We start from the raw sequence: 15,078 nt of genomic DNA on the forward strand, positions 1-15,078 counted from the left end.
CGCTCAGAAAACACTGCGCCGAAAGCTGACGTCACAGGTTCAGCTCTCGTCGTCCTGGTCATCGGTCCTTCGTTTCGGCATTCCAGGCAGGAACGTCAGACTCATGCCCGCCGAGCGGACGGCCTGCACCTCCCGCTCGAACGCCGTCCCTGCCAGTCCCGTCCCGGTCAGTCGGAGCCATCCGCGGCTGCGGCTCATGGCGGTGAACAGCTGGTTGCGCAGCGCGAGGTTCTGCTCGTCCTTCGCGATGAGGTCGAGGCCGACCACGTACACGGAGTCCGCCTCGTTGCCTTTCGCCTGGTGGATGGTCGTGACGGTCACCGCGCCGTCGTGCCAGAAGTCGTTCGGGCGTGCGCGGTCACTCTTGATGTCCGGTTTGCTGGCGCCTGGCACGTAGTACGAGATCCCGGCGCGGCGCAGGGCTCCGGCCGCAGCGCCTTGGACGTCCGTGGCGAAATTTCCGACGGCGATCACGAGGATGCCCCTGGAGGCCGTGAGGCCTTCACGCAGGTCGCGCTGCACGTGTTCGACCAGGGCGGCCATCTCCGCGTCCCGGGTGGTGTACGAGGCGTACTTGACGAGGTCTTCGGTGGTGAGGTCGGGCAGCGGGTGGGGGCTGTTCGCGGGCGGGCGGTGAAGGGTGAGGGGTCCACGGGTCCGGAAGTCCCCCGTCACCTCGTAGCCGAGCCGGTCCCAGTCATCCTGGCGGGTCGGTCCGGACAACCTTCCACCCTCGCGCAGCAGGCCCATGCCGAGGGCGTGCGCGGCGACGAGGATCGGGCCCGGCGTGCGGTACGAGACGCGCATCACCTCGGACTTCCCGATGCCGCCCTTGTACGCGGCGCCCGCGCCGAACACGTCCGCCCAGGAGGTCCCGAACACGGTGCGGGTGTCGGGGATCATCATGCTGTCGAGGCTCTGCGCTTCGTCGTACGCCCAGATCAGGCGCTTCAGTGGCGGTGGGGGCGGCGTGACGTCGAAGAGCGGCTGTTCGCGCGGGACGGGCCTCAGGGCGCGGTGCGCGAGCCAGTAGAACGCCTGCCGTTCCGCGTACTGCAGTTCAGGCGCCTCGTTCACGAGGTCCTGGCCTTCGTCGATGAGGACGGCGTCGAAGAACTCCAGGTTCGCCTGCCGTTCCTCGGCCTTCTGCAGCAGGTCGTGCGCGCAGTAGATCAGGTTCTTCGCGGCCTGGTACCCGTAGGGCGTCTCGTTGACGCCGAGGGGGCGGATGTCGATGTGTTCGGCGAGCACGCTGTAGAAGCCGGGCTGGTCGCGTGCGCCCCAGGCGTGCAGGATGCGGAGCTTGTGGCTGGCGTCGCGCAGGCGGGTGTCGCCGCCGGAGTGGAGTTTCAGCCAGTGGTCGACCTGCAGGGTGATCTGTTCGTAGAGGGCGCGGGAGAAGAACACGAGCGCGATGTCCCAGTCGGGGTGCTTGAGGTGCATGTTCGCGGCCTTCTGCGCGAGGAGGACGGTCTTGCCGCTCCCGGCGAGGCCGCGGATGCGTTGCGGGCCGGGCGGGACGGTTTTCGCGATGCGTTCCTGTTGCAGGTCGAAGGGCCGTTCGGCGATCCGGACGGCCTGCATGAGTTCCGCGCGGGTGCGGGGCGTGACGGCGGGCGGCGTGGTTTCCGTGGGTCTGGGGATGTTGCCGCTGGTGCCGAAGGCGTTCTGGAGGGCCTGCCATTGCGGGTCGTCGAGCGACTGGCCCTGCGCGATGAGCGGGGTGCGTTCGATGGCTCTGAGGAGGCGGGCGGGCGTGAGCTGGTCGCCGTGGAGGATGGGCGTGGCGCCGATCAGGGTGTTGAAGGGTGCGTCGTCCCACTCGTCGCGCTGGATGAGGGGGGTGGCGACGAGGACGCGGCCGGGCACGCGGTCGAGGCCGGTGCGGCCGCGGAGGTTGCGCATGATGACCTGGAGTTGCGCTTTGGCCTGCTCGTAGGGGTTGATCTGGAGTTTGCCGTAGTACGGGCGGTTGAGGTGCCAGGCGTAGCCGCTGACGCCGGCGAAGTCGGTGAGGGGGAGGCTTTTGACTTCGATGACGATGACGCCGAGTTCGGCGTCGAGGATGAGGATGTCGGGTTCGCGGACGGTGGTGTCGCTGACGAGGGGGTAGCGCCACCAGGCGACGGCGTCACGGTTCTGGAAGGCGGTTTTGACGGCTTCGAAGACGCGTTGTTCTCCCTGCTCGCCTGCGAACTTGAATTCTTCGGTTTGTATGAACACGGCCATGTGACGGTCAGTATGGGGGCGTGATTGTCACAGGATGCTGGCAATTGACGGTTATGGGGGGTTGATTGAAGCGCCGCCTTTGGGAGAGGCGGCGCGGGTGGGTTGGGTTCAGGTGGGGGCGGGGAGCTTCTGGAGGCGTTCGGGAGGTTCGAGGAGGGTCATGCCTGCGGCGCCGCCGTCGAGGATCTTGACGCGGACCTTCTTGGTACCGACGCGGATGACTTCTGAGCGGGTGCCGCGGCAGAGGACGGTCTCCCCTGCCGTGAAGTCCTGCGCGGTGAGGGTGGGGGTGCCGCCGGTGAGGGTGTCGAGGCGGGCGTGTTCGTAGGTGAGGCGGAGGGTGAGGTGCGCAGCCCAGCGTTCTGCGCGGGTGCGTCCGGCCTGCTGCGCTTCGTTCAGGTGGTCGAGGTCCTGGTACTGGGTCAGGTTGCGTTCGATCCGCCGCAGGTCGGTCTCCAGCGTCCTGATGCGGCGCTGGGTGACGCCGGGGTCGGTCTTCTGCCGGGCGCGGCGTTCGCTGCCGCGTGCGCGGTTCTGCCAGTACTCGGCTTTGCGGTGCTCTTCGAGGGCTTTGCGCATGTGCTGGTCGCTGCGTGCGAGGGCCCGGCGGTGGCGGCCTTCGCTGGAATGTCCGACGAGGATGGGTTGTCCAGGCGGGATCTGCCCGGTGATCGCGGTGGCGGTTTCCCGCCGGTTGTCGGCTCTGCGTTCGGCGGCGGCGGCGCGGCTGGTGAAGCGTTCGGTGCGGCCCGTGGGGTCGTCCAGGTCGGTGTCGTGCTCGATGACGTCGACGTACGTGAGGAGGGTGTCTTCGCGTTCGGGAGTCCACGTGGCGACGAAGGCGTCCAGGCTGCGCCAGTACCTGAAGCCTGCGGTGGTGACGTGCGTGTACTCGGTTGGGTCGAGGCGCGCGCCGGGCGTCCAGCGGAGGGTGTTGTCGTCGAGGTGGTAGGTGGCGGTGCCGAGCGGTTCGGGGCGGGTCATGCTTCGTCCGTCCAGGCGGCCGTGACGTGCCCTTCGGCGTTGAGGGTGAGGGTGACGCCGGTGCGGGTGATGTGCTGCAGGAGGGCCGCTTCGCGGATGGCGGGGACGGCGTCCGGGTGGACGGTGAGCACGAGGATGTCGCCGTCCGGGTGGCCGGGGCGTTCGGCCCAGATGGGGGCGTGGCCGTCCCAGGGTTCGCGGAGGGTGAGGCGCACGCCTTTCAGGGTGGGGGTGTGGGGGGGGAGGTCGGCGGTGCGGACGACGGTGAGTCCGGCGGCGGTGAGGCGGGCGAGGGTGTGGTGCGCGGTGCGGCCGAGGGCGGTGATGGCGGCCTGCCGTGCGGCTTCGAGTTGGGCGGGCGTCACGCGGGCCGCCCGTCGGTGAGGGTGAGGTGGCGTTCGTCGTCGAAGGTGTGGGGGGCGTAGTCGCTGTTCCCGGCGAGCTGGAGGTAGACGGTGACGGTGCCGTCATCGTGGCGGGTCCAGGCGAGGCCGCGCGGGTGGGCGATCATGGGGTAGTTCGGTTGGGTGATGGTGGTGAGGGTGACGTGGTCGGTGTCGAGTTCCTCTTCGAGTTCGAGGAGCTGTTCGATGCAGGCGCGGAGGGTGAGGGTCATGCGGCGACCGCGCGGCCGTAGTAGCGGGTGACGGGGGTGCTGTACCCGCGAACGAGGCAGGCGTGCGCCCAGACGGTGGTGGCTTCCTCGTCGGTCAGTTCGGTGAGGCTGGCGAGGTCGCGGCCGGTGGCGGCGCTGGCGATCTCGTAGTGGGCGTCGTGCGTGTAGCCGAGGCGGCCGAGGTCAGCGTGGAGGGCGCTGGCGGCGCGGCGAGTGAGGGTGGCGGGGCGGGTGTCTTCGCTGGTGTCGAGGAGGTCGAGGGTGCCTTCGGCGCGGGCCCAGCCGAGGAGGTGCGCGGCGCGGTCGGCGGTGGCTTCCTCGCCGTCGATGATGGCGGCGGTGATGATGCCCTGGTCGTGGAAGGCCTGGACGGTGCAGGTGAGGTTCATCTGCCAGGCGCCTTCGAGGTAGACGGGGATGATGAGGTTCCAGGTGCGGTAGGCGGTGGTAGTCTGCATGTCGATCTCCGGTTCAGTGCTTGGGATTTCAGAGGAGGCGCAACTCTTAGCGGGGAACGCGCCTTCTTTGATGCACCAATGTTAACACTTGCGGCCAACATTTGTCAACGCTTCCGGTATACACCGTGCTACTATCCGGACATGGACGCAGCCATGAAACGGATCATTTCTGAGGCACTCAAGGCAAAGGGGTTGAACCAGTCCCAGCTCGCAGTCCAGCTTGGCAAAGAGCGCGCGAGCATCAGCCGTACACTCAGCCGTTCACCTCTCGATCAGCGCAGCGATTGGCCCAGGATTCTGGAACTCCTCGACCTCGAAATCGTCATCCGTCCCAAAAGACAGACAGAAGCAGTGCCAGCTGCGGAATCAACCGAGTTCACCAGTAGATAAGCCGCCAGGACCTTTGTCGCCGTGCCGCACCTGCGTGCCCCACGCGGGAGGCCGTGCGCTAGCCTGTCCGCACTGTGCCGACCGACCCACACACCTTCATCGCCCGCTGGAAGGCCTCCGGCGGGAGTGAACGCGCGAACTACGCCTCCTTCCTGATCGAGCTGTGCGAACTGCTCGACGTGCCCCGGCCCGCGCCCGCCACCGCGACCGGCGCGAACGAGTACGTGTTCGAACGCGAGGTGCGCGAGGTCTTCACGGACGGCAGCCACACGACCCGCTTCCTCGACCTGTACCGCAAGGGCTCGTTCGTGCTGGAAACCAAGCAAGGCGTCGAGGCCGAGACCGCCCAGCAGAACGAAGCGCAGGCCCTGACCGGCAAGGCCCCGCGCCGTAAACGGGGGCACGGCGTGCGCGGCACGAAGTCCTGGGACACCAACATGGTCCGCGCGAAAGAACAGGCGGAAGCGTACGTGCGGTTCCTGCCCGCGGACGAAGGCAGGCCGCCCTTCGTGCTCGTGGTGGATGTCGGGCACGTGATCGAGGTGTACAGCGAGTTCTCCCGCTCGGGCGGCACGTATCTGCCGTTCCCGAACGCCCTCACGCACCGCATCCCGCTCGAAGACCTCGCGCGGGACGACGTACGCGAACGGCTCCGCGCCGTCTGGCTCGACCCGATGAGTCTCGACCCGTCACGCCACGCGGCCCGCGTGACGCGCGCCGTGACCGCCTGGCTCGCCGAGATCGGCCGGAGCCTGGAAGCGTCCCGGACCGAGGACGGCGAGGCGCGCTTCACGGCCGAACAGGTGAGCACCTTCCTGATGCGGATGATCTTCACGATGTTCGCCGAGGACATGGACCTCATTCCGAAGGGGGAATTCACGAAGGCCCTCACGAGCCTGCGCGGGAACCCGGAGGCCTTCGTGCCGCTCATGGAGGAACTGTGGGGCCACATGGCGAAGGGCGGCTTCAGCGCGTTCCTGCGCGCCAAGATCCTGCACTTCAACGGCGGGCTCTTCGAGAAGACGGAAGTGCTGCCCGTCACGGCGGAGCAGCTCGACCTGCTCATTCACGCGGCCGAGTCGGACTGGAGCGAAGTGGAGCCCAGCATCTTCGGCACGCTGGTCGAACGCGCCCTCGACGCCCGCGAACGGCACCGGCTCGGCGCGCACTACACGCCGCGCGCGTACGTGGAACGCCTCGTGAACCGCGTCGTGATGGACCCGCTACGTGAGGACTGGCGCGGCGTGCTCGTCGAAGTGCAGCGCGACCTGGAGGACGCCGGGGAGACCGCGGACACGCAGCGGAAGGGGCGCCTGAACGCGGTGGGGCGGGTGGAGGCCTTCCTCGCGCGCCTGCAGCAGGTGCGGGTGCTGGACCCCGCGTGCGGGACGGGGAACTTCCTGTACGTGAGCATGGAGCTGATCAAGCGCCTAGAATCGGAAGCGCAGGAGGCCCTCGTCTCACTGGGCGGGCAGCCGCAACTGATCGACGTGAGCCCCGAGAACTTCCTGGGCCTGGAGATGAACGCCCGGGCCGCCAGCGTGGCGAGCCTGGTGCTGTGGATCGGGTACCTGCAGATCTACGCGCGGACGCACCAGCGGCACGCGCCGCCCGAACCGATCCTGAAGGCCCTGAAGAACATCCGGCAGACGGACGCCGTCCTCAGTTACCGCCAGTCGCGCCTGCGGAAGGACAAGGACGGGAAGAAAGTCATGCACTGGGACGGCGTGACGCGCGTGCCGGACCCGGCAAGCGGCCGGTCCGTGCCGGACCTCCGGGCGCAGGTGCCGGACCGGGAGTACGTGCAGCCGTCACGGGCCCTGTGGCCGGAAGCGACGTTCATTGTGGGGAACCCGCCGTTCATCGGGGCTGGCCCGATGCGGGAGACGCTGGGGGACGGGTACGTGGACGCGCTGCGGTCCACGTACAAACCGAGCCGGGGCGTGCCGGGCGTGCCGGACAGCAGTGACTTCGTCATGTACTGGTGGCACAAGGCAGCGGCCGCGCTGGAGCTCGGGCGCAGCCAGAAGGCCGGGACGCGCCGCTTCGGGTTCGTGACGACGAACAGCATCAAGCAGACCTTCAACCGCCGGGTGGTCGAGGACCGCCTGAGGGACATGGACCTGAGCCTCGTGTACGCCGTGCCGGACCACCCGTGGGTGGACGAGGCGGACGGGGCGGCCGTGCGGATCGCGATGACCGTCGTGGAGCGCGGTCAGCATGACGGCGTGCTGGAGCGCGTGGTCGAGGAATCCGTCGGGGAGAACGGGGAGTACGTGGTGCAGGTGGTGGAGGAAGCCGGGCGCATCAACGCCGACCTGACCACCGGAACGGACATCACGAGAGCGGTGGAGCTCAAAGCCAACGAAGACCTCAGTAACCGCGGCGTCCAGCTAATCGGCAACGGCTTCATCGTAACGCGGGAACAGGCGGCCCAGCTCGGTCTCGGGCGGATTGACGGCCTGGAGAACCACATCCGCGAGTACCGCAACGGCCGCGACCTCACCTCACACGCGCGGGACGTGCTGGTGATCGACCTGTTCGGCCTGACCGAGACCGAGGTGCGCGACAGGTTCCCGGAGGTGTACCAGCACCTGCTGCTCAACGTGAAACCAGAACGCGATCAGAACAAACGGGCAAGTTACCGCGAAAACTGGTGGGTCTTCGGCGAGCCCCGGAGCGCCTTCCGTCCCGCCCTGCTCGGCCTCAATCGTTACATCGCGACAGTCGAAACCAGCAAACACCGCTTTTTCCGCTTCCTCGACAGCAGTGTCTTGCCGGACAACAAACTGATCGCTATTGCCCATGACGACGCTTTCGTCCTTGGTGTGCTCAGCAGCAACGTCCACACCCGCTGGGCCGTTGCCCAGGGAAGCAATCTCGGTGTGGGAAACGATCCCGTGTATGTGAAAACCCGGTGCTTTGAGACCTTCCCCTTCCCGGCCGCGACCGCAAGCCAGAAGGCCACCATCCGGGCCCAAGCGCAACTGCTCGACGATCACCGCCAGACGCGCCTCACCCTGCACCCGGACATCGGCATGACGGACCTGTACAACGTGCTGGAGAAGCTCCGGAAGGGCGAAACCCTCAGCGCGAAAGAGCAGGATATTCACGACCGCGGCCTCGTCAGCACGCTCCGCGCCCTGCACGACGAACTCGACGCGCGCGTCGCGGACGCCTACGGGTGGGCACCCGCCCTGCCTGAACAGCAGCTGCTCGGGAACCTCATGGCGCTCAACGAGCAGCGGGCCGCTGAGGAGCGGCGCGACGTGGTGCAGTGGCTGCGGCCCGAGTACCAGAACCCCGCCAGCATCAACCAGGTGCAGGAAGGACTGGGGCTCGACGTGCCGGTCGCCGCGGCCGCCGAGCAGGTTCCCACCTTTCCGGCTCGGCTGGCGGAACAGTCGAGGGTCGTCCGGCAACTCCTGCGCACCACGGCGCGTCCCCTCACGGCGCAGCAGGTCGCGAAGAGCTTCAAGGGCGTCGGGGAGGGCCGGGCGGAGGAACTGCTGGAGACGCTCGTCGCGCTCGGGCAGGCACGCCAGGTGCCCACGTACGGGGCGTACACGGCGTAACCTCTTCCCCACCTGGCCTTTACCGTCGTCTGTCACACTGCGGGCATGCGATCCCTGAGTGCACTGCTGCTGCTGGCGCTCTCCCCCGCCGCCCTCGCCATCAACCTCAACGCGCCCCTCAACCCTGACCCCGTCAGGACACCCGGCGACGTCCTCACCAGCGACCCCAGGGTCGTCTGCGTCAGCGGCTACACCAGGACCGTCCGCAACGTCCCCCAGGCCCTCAAGGAACAGGTGTACCGCAGTTACGGCATCACCAGTCGTCAGTCCGGCGAGTACGAGATCGATCACCTGATCAGCCTTGAACTCGGCGGCAGCAACTCCGTGCGGAACCTCTGGCCCGAGAGCTACAAGACCACCCCCCTCAACGCCCACGTCAAGGACACCCTCGAGAACAAACTGCACGCCCTGGCGTGCAGCGGGAAGATCACCCTGCAGCAGGCGCAGCAGGCCATCGCCAGCAACTGGCAGGCTGCGTACGTCCAGTACGTCGGCCCCCTCCCGGGCGGCGTGACGCCGCCCCCCGCCCCGAAGCCCGGTCAGACGTCCGGGGCCGCGACCGTCCCGGTCCTGCCCACCACCACACCGCCCAGCCCTCCTGTCGCCGCGACCACCCCGGTCCCGGCCCCCACGGCGGCCAACGTGGCGCCCAGCGGTGGTGCGTGCCCGGCCAGCGCGCCCATCAAGGGCAACATCGGCAGCAACGGGAAAATCTACCACCTGCCGCAGGGCGACCCGAACTACCGCCGCACGCACGCTGAAGCGTGCTTCACCACGCCCGCCGCCGCACAGAGTGCGGGCTTCCGGGCCGCGAGGTAATCCATGACTGATGACCAGACGAAGGCCACCGTGCATGATCAGACCACTCCGACCACCCCCTCCAGTCCCGAAGTGCACGCAGACGTTCCCTGGATGGTGACGCAGGCGGACGGCACGCCCGGTGGGACCCCGACGGACGAGGAGCACGAGATCGTCACGAAGGCGCGGGCCCTGCTGCAGGCCGACCCGCACTTCCAGGCGCTGCCGTCCCCGACACTGTCACGCGTCGAGGTGAACCGGGGCGTGCCGTGCAGCGAGTCGGGATGCCTGTACCTGCGCTACGAGGTGCCGGGTCAGACGCCGCAGGAGTTCTGGCCGCACTGGGGCAAGAACGACAAGGTCAGCTGGAAGAGCGGACAGGTCAGCGTCCATGAAGAATGACGCCCTTCCGCCATGTACAGGCGCGTCAGACATGAAGATGACCTGTGACGGCGCTGTCAGAAGCCCGTCCTTACGCTGAGCCATGCCAACAACACAGGGAGGGGCAGGAAGTACGGACCCACAACCTTCCCCAATGCACTTCCCTCACCAGGACGTCACTGAAGCGGCATTCAACATCACGGCCGCACTCATCGTCGTCCTCAACCGCACAGGCCACATCGTGCGATTCAACGCGGCCTGCGAACGACTGACCGGACACCGCGAGGCGGACGTGATCGGACAGTTGCTCTGGCCGCTCGTCCTCGACGAATCCGAAGCGCAAAGGGCACGGGAAACCTACAAAGCCATGTCCCCCCACTCACCGATCGGCCCTTACCAGAATTACTGGATGACGCCACACGGTGAACGCCGGTACATCAACTGGCAGACCACCCACCTGTTCGCCGAGGACGGCGAGATTGACCTGCTCGTCGCGACTGGCATCGACGTCACCGAAGAACGGGCCGTTCAACTCGCCCTGAAAGATAGTGAACATCGCTTCCGGGTGTTGTTCGACCAGTCCGGGGAAGGCGGCGTCCTCATCGACCCGCACGACCCGGTCGTCCCCTGGCGTATCGTCGAATGCAACGCCACGTTCGCCACCATGAACGGTTACGCGCACCATGAGCTGATTGGTCAGTCCATCGACCTCCTGCATGAAGATGACCTCATGGCACGCGAAGGCCCTGCACTGCTCGAATTCATTCGCGAATGCGGTGACGACGCCAAAGGCGAAGGAACGCACGTTCACCGCGACGGCCACGTGTTCCCAGTCGAAAGTGCGTCACGACTCGTCGTTCTGGGCGGGAAGGAACTCGTGCTCGGCATTGACCGGGACATCACGGCACGGAAACGCACGGAAACGCAACTGAAAGCCCTGAATGAACGCCTGACGTTCGACGCGCACCACGACGCCCTCACCGGTCTGCCGAACCGGATTCTGCTCACCGACTGCCTCACGCAGGAACTCGCGCGGAGGAAACGGAATGACACGCAGCTCGCTGTGATGTTCGTCGACCTGGACGATTTCAAGCGCGTGAACGACAGCCTCGGACACGCAGCCGGGGACGCGCTCCTGCGTGAAGTGACGGAACGCGTGAAAACCACGCTCCGGCCGAGTGACACTGTGGCACGCGTCGGTGGGGACGAGTTCGTGATCCTCGTGCCTGAACTGAGCAGCCTGCATCACGCGGGACGCATCGCGCGTCGCGTGCAGGAAGCCGTGATGACCCCCATCTTCCTGGCCGGGATGACCGTCACGGTCGGCTGCAGCATCGGGATCACCTTGTGCCCACAGGACGGCCAGGAGGCTGGTGACCTCCTCCGACAGGCGGATATCGCCATGTACGAGATCAAGAAGTCCGGGAAGAATGCCGTCCAGTTCTTCACGCCGTCCATGAATGAGGCCGCGCAGGACCGGTTGCGGCTTGAGTCGCGGTTACGCACCGCGATCGCCGGGGGGGACCTCACCCTGCACTACCAGCCTCAGGTGGATGTCCTGACGGGCAACCTCGTGGGCCTCGAAGCGCTCGCGCGCTGGACGGACCAGGAGTTGGGGACCGTGCCACCCGACCAGTTCATTCCCGTGGCGGAAGATACGGGCCTGATCGTCGCGCTTGGTGTATGGGCTCTGGATGAGGCGTGCCGTCAGGCGGCCGAGTGGGAGGTGAAAGTCCCGATCGCCGTGAATGTCTCCCCGGCGCAATTGATTCGCGAAGAGTTCCCGGACGTCGTCAGAGACACGCTCGCCAGGTACGGCCTCCCCCCCCGCCTGCTGAAGCTGGAGCTCACGGAGCGCCTCACGATCCGCGATCCGGTCCTGGCAGCCCGGCAGCTCGGTCGCCTGCGCGACCTGGGCGTTCGGCTGTCCCTGGACGATTTCGGTGCGGGGCAATCCGTCATCGCGTCGCTCATGCGGTTACCGCTGCATGAACTGAAACTCGACCGGATGCTGCTGGCGAACATCACGGAAGATCCCTCATCGTGGGGGATGATGGAGGCCCTCCTGTCTCTCGCGCAGAGCCTGGATCTTCCCGTGGTGGTTGAAGGGGTGGAGACAAGCGCACAACTGAATGCCATGCGTGCCATGGGGTGCGGCACTGTGCAGGGGTACCTGACGGGCAGACCACAGCACCCAGCGTCGGTCTTCAGCCTGTTGTCGGCCGGCAGCCCCGATGAACCCAACCCGTCGTGACCTGCGGGCGCCCGACACCCCAACAGGAATGTAGCCGAGTTCGCAATGCCTGCGCGGGATGCACGTTTCAGGACGGTAGGCTAACGGCATGAACGAACGGTTGATCAGCGCAGCTGGCTTCACGTGCGCGGGCCACCTCAAAACCGGGGAGTTCCTCGAAGGGATCCTGATCCTCAGTTACAACCGTCAGACCATCCCTGGCTTCCCGCATCCCGTTGGAACAGGCATGGAACGCCGGTGCATCTTCACGGTCGGGGGCCCCGCACTGACCAGTCTGCCCGGGCAACTTGACGCCACGGTCACCTGTGAGTTGCTCGGCGAGCGCCTGCAGATCATTATCACGCCTGAAGTCATCACGCCAGCCCCTGGAAGCTGGCGCCTCCAGGGGCCGTACGAACCCCGGAATCGGTGGAAGCTCCCCACGGTCCGGCAGGCGGGAGAACGCGACGCCCTCCACGGGCAGGATGATCACCCGGTTGCGTTGCGGCAGGCCGCGCCGGACGAACCGTTGATCGGACGGGCACACACCAGCGAGGATGATGCGCGACGAGTTCATGACCTGCTGGCATGGGGCGTGAACTTTGAACGCTCTCTTGGCGACCGCGGCGACTGACGACGCTCAGATCGAGAAGTTCAACGCGTGCATGACAGCCTGAATCGGTGAGGCCAACGTGACGTGAACCCCGGCCTCGACCGTTCCGCCCCACAGCAGGCCGACCACTGCTCCTCCTCCTTTCACCACGACGCTTCCACTGTCTCCAGCGTCCGCGAACTGCGTCGGGTCGCCCGTGATCCCGATCTGGTTCCGGTACGTGGTTCCCCCGCTCGGCACGTCCACCCGGACGTACCTGACCACGCCAGTGGTGACGTTGGTGGTGATGCCCGTCTTGTTCACGCGGTCATTCAGGGCGACCGTTCCGGCCCCCGTCACGATGCCAGAGCCGGAGATGGCGCGCACGGTGCCCGTACGGCCGTTCGACACGGTCGCCACGGCCGCGTCCACGCCCACCTGCATGCCCCCGAAGGCGATGTTCCCCTTCACGACATTGAGGTGATCGCCCGCCACGTCGACGCTGACCCAGGTGTCCACGCGCGCCGGTTGGCAGACCTGCGTGTTGGACGGCGGGTTACCGTAAGCCATGACGTGCGCGTTGCTCAGCATGGCGGTCTGTCCCGTGCCGTTCAGCGTCACGATCAGGCCCATGGTGCCGTGCCAGTCGGCCTGCAGGCTGTTCTTGTCAGGACCGCAGCTGATGCCGCCCTGCATGGGTTCCATCTTCTTCAGGCGGGGGTTGCCCAGTTCCACCTGCTGGGTGAGTTGGGCGTCCTTCAGCGGTCCGAGGGGGCCGAACGTGGCCTGCACGACGCGCACCGGGACGCCCTGTTCCTGCAGTGACTGCAGGACGGGCGCGGCGGTGGTGGCCTGCAGGGCGGCCTCGTGCTCCGCGAACACGACCAGGGCCAGGTCGTCCCCGTCCGGGTGGCCGACACCGACGCCGGTCACTCCGGGAAGGGCGAGCAGGTCGTCCGCGTGGCGTTCTTTGACATCGATGAGTTGATCGAGCGTGAAGTCCGTCATGGTCACTCCTGTCCTTCGTGAAGGTGGAGGGTCAGGCCGTTAGGGGGACGGCCTGACCCCGGGGGGTCAGATGTCGAGGTCTGCGACGTACTGCTCGGCACGGTTCCCGAGCTTGTCGATGATCTGCTGCCGCACGCGCGCGTAGGTGTCCTCGTTCAGGGTGATGGTCTGGCCGCCCTGGTAGAGCTCCATGTCGGAGTACTTGAAGTGCGCCCAGAGGAAGTTGACCTTGACGTCGTGGGATTTGAAGTAGAAGGACCCGATGTGCATGGTGGGCGTCGTTCCGCTCTCCGTGACCGTGCCGATCTGGAAGTTCCCGGAGGTGGGCGTCGAGGCGGAGCTGCTGAACAGGGCGACGCGGTCGTCGCCTTCACCGAGGCTCTCGACGGCAGCGATGGTCGCCTTCGCGATCAGGAGGGGGTTCTCGGACATGATCGCGGCCAGCAGGGTCAGCACGGCCGTCTTCACCTGGAAGCTGGAGCCGCTGCTGCTGTACTTCTGGAAGTTGAAGTTCGAGATGACCCAGCCGACGTTTTCGAGCACTTCGCGGTACTTCTTGTACCAGCCGACCGTGTCTTTTTCGCGGTCAGCGGCTTTGTTCGCGGCGAGCTGGGCGAGGAGGGTGCTGTTCAGCACGTCCGCTTTGGTGCCGGTGCTGAGGCCGTCCACGAAGGACACGAGGCTCCCGGCGTCCACGAAGCCCTGCGCTTTGTCGTCCGTGAGGAGCAGTTTGCGGTCGACGAGACCGTGGGGGAGGGTGGCGAGTTCCAGGGAATCCACGTACGCGTGCAGTTGATCGTCGGTCAGTGACATGATGCCTCCAGGTTGAGAGAAGGGCGAAGTGTAGAGGGGCGGCGGTGCAGCAAGAGATCCCCAGCAGGAATCACTGAAGTGGTTCCTGCGAGTTGATTCAGTGTGTTTCATGGGGCGTAATCTGGGCGTAATGACAATCGATCTTCACTACTCCACGTCGCATGCCTCTGCTTTCAATTTTCACTGTCGAAACTTCAATGATCGTATTGATCTTTTTACGACGATATGATGTAGAGAGAAAAGGCGTCTAAGGATCACCTCAGACGCCCCGGGGCTGTATGTGATCTCTCCCGCCCGCTTGGGAGGAATACCCGGGATGGGGCCGCATGTTCACCCGCGCCCGCCCCTCTGAACTCGCCGTGCGCGTCTACCGGTGGTGGACATCTCCCCCACCAGCCCACCCGCAGGCGCTATGACGTGCGGGAAGCCTGCCCGGGTTCCGGCACGCGGTAGATCACCAGATTCCCAACACGCTTAGCCAACACGCGCCCCAAACCCACCAGCTCCAACAACGCGACGTCCACCTCCCCCACTGGCAGCGCCAAGGCCTGCGCGATCCGGCGGCTCCCCTCTGGCCGCCCCGACTCCACCAGCCACGCCAGCACCCGCTGCGCGACCGGCGTGACCGGCCCGGCAAGCACCATGCCCGAGGGCAGTGCCGGAACGGCCGGAAGGTACTGCGTGCGGCCGCGTATGTCCCAGCGCGCCTCAGCCAAGCCCTCGTGCAACAGGCCCGCCATCACTTCCTTAAAGAGGCCAGGCCGCAAGACAGAGGCCTCCCGCAATGCCCCCTCCGGCCACGTCTCCCGCGCACGCAACAGCGCCAGCACCCGGGCCCGCGCTTCCACCCACATCTCCGTATGAGACGCCACGTCACTCCCCCAGCAAGATCACAGCACGAGACGACGCAAACACGCCGCACCCAACACGATGAAGAGGATCACCCCACCAATCTACCAGCCGCGTCGCTCCCTCATCCCCGCCGCCACCCACCCGAATAC

The 15,078-nt window shown here is 66.5% G+C and carries 14 protein-coding genes; 6 read left to right on the forward strand and 8 right to left on the reverse strand.

The features are described 5' to 3' along the window. Nucleotides 1-39: 39 nt before the first annotated feature. The 5 genes from IEY33_RS03400 to IEY33_RS03420 all read right to left on the reverse strand — a co-directional run bounded on the left by IEY33_RS03400 (nt 40) and on the right by IEY33_RS03420 (nt 4,287). Nucleotides 40-2,229: an ATP-binding domain-containing protein gene (locus IEY33_RS03400; RefSeq protein WP_188960780.1), complete on the reverse strand. Its 2,190-nt coding sequence runs from the start codon at nt 2,227-2,229 to the stop codon at nt 40-42. 108 nt (nt 2,230-2,337) lie between these two features. Further along, nucleotides 2,338-3,213: a DUF3560 domain-containing protein gene (locus IEY33_RS03405; protein WP_188960781.1), complete on the reverse strand. Its 876-nt coding sequence runs from the start codon at nt 3,211-3,213 to the stop codon at nt 2,338-2,340. Beyond that, the gene (locus tag IEY33_RS03410) at nt 3,210-3,578 is read right to left on the reverse strand and encodes a hypothetical protein (RefSeq protein ID WP_188960782.1); all 369 of its coding nucleotides are present in this window, start codon (nt 3,576-3,578) and stop codon (nt 3,210-3,212) included. Before IEY33_RS03410 ends, IEY33_RS03405 begins: the two co-directional genes overlap by 4 nt. Then, nucleotides 3,575-3,829 (reverse strand): hypothetical protein, encoded by a 255-nt coding sequence (locus IEY33_RS03415; RefSeq protein WP_188960783.1) that lies wholly within the window; start codon nt 3,827-3,829, stop codon nt 3,575-3,577. The genes IEY33_RS03410 and IEY33_RS03415 overlap by 4 nt, the downstream gene beginning before the upstream one ends. After that, nucleotides 3,826-4,287 carry a hypothetical protein gene (locus IEY33_RS03420; RefSeq protein WP_188960784.1) on the reverse strand — a complete coding sequence of 154 codons (462 nt, stop codon included), beginning with the start codon at nt 4,285-4,287 and terminating at the stop codon, nt 3,826-3,828. Before IEY33_RS03420 ends, IEY33_RS03415 begins: the two co-directional genes overlap by 4 nt. A 141-nt stretch (nt 4,288-4,428) precedes the next feature. Between IEY33_RS03420 and IEY33_RS03425 the strand changes: the two genes are divergently transcribed. The 6 genes from IEY33_RS03425 to IEY33_RS03450 all read left to right on the forward strand — a co-directional run bounded on the left by IEY33_RS03425 (nt 4,429) and on the right by IEY33_RS03450 (nt 12,298). Continuing rightward, nucleotides 4,429-4,677 (forward strand): hypothetical protein, encoded by a 249-nt coding sequence (locus IEY33_RS03425; RefSeq protein WP_188960785.1) that lies wholly within the window; start codon nt 4,429-4,431, stop codon nt 4,675-4,677. A 74-nt stretch (nt 4,678-4,751) separates the two neighbouring features. After that, nucleotides 4,752-8,252 carry a class I SAM-dependent DNA methyltransferase gene (locus IEY33_RS03430; protein ID WP_188960786.1) on the forward strand — a complete coding sequence of 1,167 codons (3,501 nt, stop codon included), beginning with the start codon at nt 4,752-4,754 and terminating at the stop codon, nt 8,250-8,252. Nucleotides 8,253-8,297: 45 nt separating this feature from the next. After that, a complete protein-coding gene (locus IEY33_RS03435; RefSeq protein ID WP_188960787.1) occupies nt 8,298-9,071 on the forward strand; it encodes a sunset domain-containing protein in 774 nt (257 codons plus the stop codon). A 3-nt stretch (nt 9,072-9,074) separates the two neighbouring features. Then, nucleotides 9,075-9,452, forward strand: a complete 378-nt coding sequence (locus IEY33_RS03440; protein WP_188960788.1) for a hypothetical protein — start codon at nt 9,075-9,077, stop codon at nt 9,450-9,452. Between the two features lie 133 nt (nt 9,453-9,585). Beyond that, the gene (locus IEY33_RS03445; protein WP_188960789.1) at nt 9,586-11,685 is read left to right on the forward strand and encodes a putative bifunctional diguanylate cyclase/phosphodiesterase; all 2,100 of its coding nucleotides are present in this window, start codon (nt 9,586-9,588) and stop codon (nt 11,683-11,685) included. 88 nt (nt 11,686-11,773) lie between these two features. After that, a complete protein-coding gene (locus IEY33_RS03450; protein WP_188960790.1) occupies nt 11,774-12,298 on the forward strand; it encodes a hypothetical protein in 525 nt (174 codons plus the stop codon). Between the two features lie 6 nt (nt 12,299-12,304). Here IEY33_RS03450 and IEY33_RS03455 read toward each other — a convergent pair whose 3' ends face one another. The 3 genes from IEY33_RS03455 to IEY33_RS03465 form a co-directional block, all read right to left on the reverse strand. Further along, nucleotides 12,305-13,264: a chymotrypsin family serine protease gene (locus IEY33_RS03455; protein WP_188960791.1), complete on the reverse strand. Its 960-nt coding sequence runs from the start codon at nt 13,262-13,264 to the stop codon at nt 12,305-12,307. 66 nt (nt 13,265-13,330) lie between these two features. Then, complete coding sequence (locus IEY33_RS03460; protein WP_188960792.1) at nt 13,331-14,077, reverse strand: hypothetical protein; 747 nt, start codon at nt 14,075-14,077, stop codon at nt 13,331-13,333. A 410-nt stretch (nt 14,078-14,487) separates the two neighbouring features. Beyond that, nucleotides 14,488-14,925 carry a hypothetical protein gene (locus IEY33_RS03465; RefSeq protein ID WP_188960793.1) on the reverse strand — a complete coding sequence of 146 codons (438 nt, stop codon included), beginning with the start codon at nt 14,923-14,925 and terminating at the stop codon, nt 14,488-14,490. Nucleotides 14,926-15,078: the final 153 nt, after the last annotated feature.

Origin of the sequence: Deinococcus aquiradiocola (genome assembly GCF_014646915.1) — a bacterium.
In the GTDB taxonomy this organism is placed as follows: Bacteria; Deinococcota; Deinococci; order Deinococcales; family Deinococcaceae; genus Deinococcus; species Deinococcus aquiradiocola.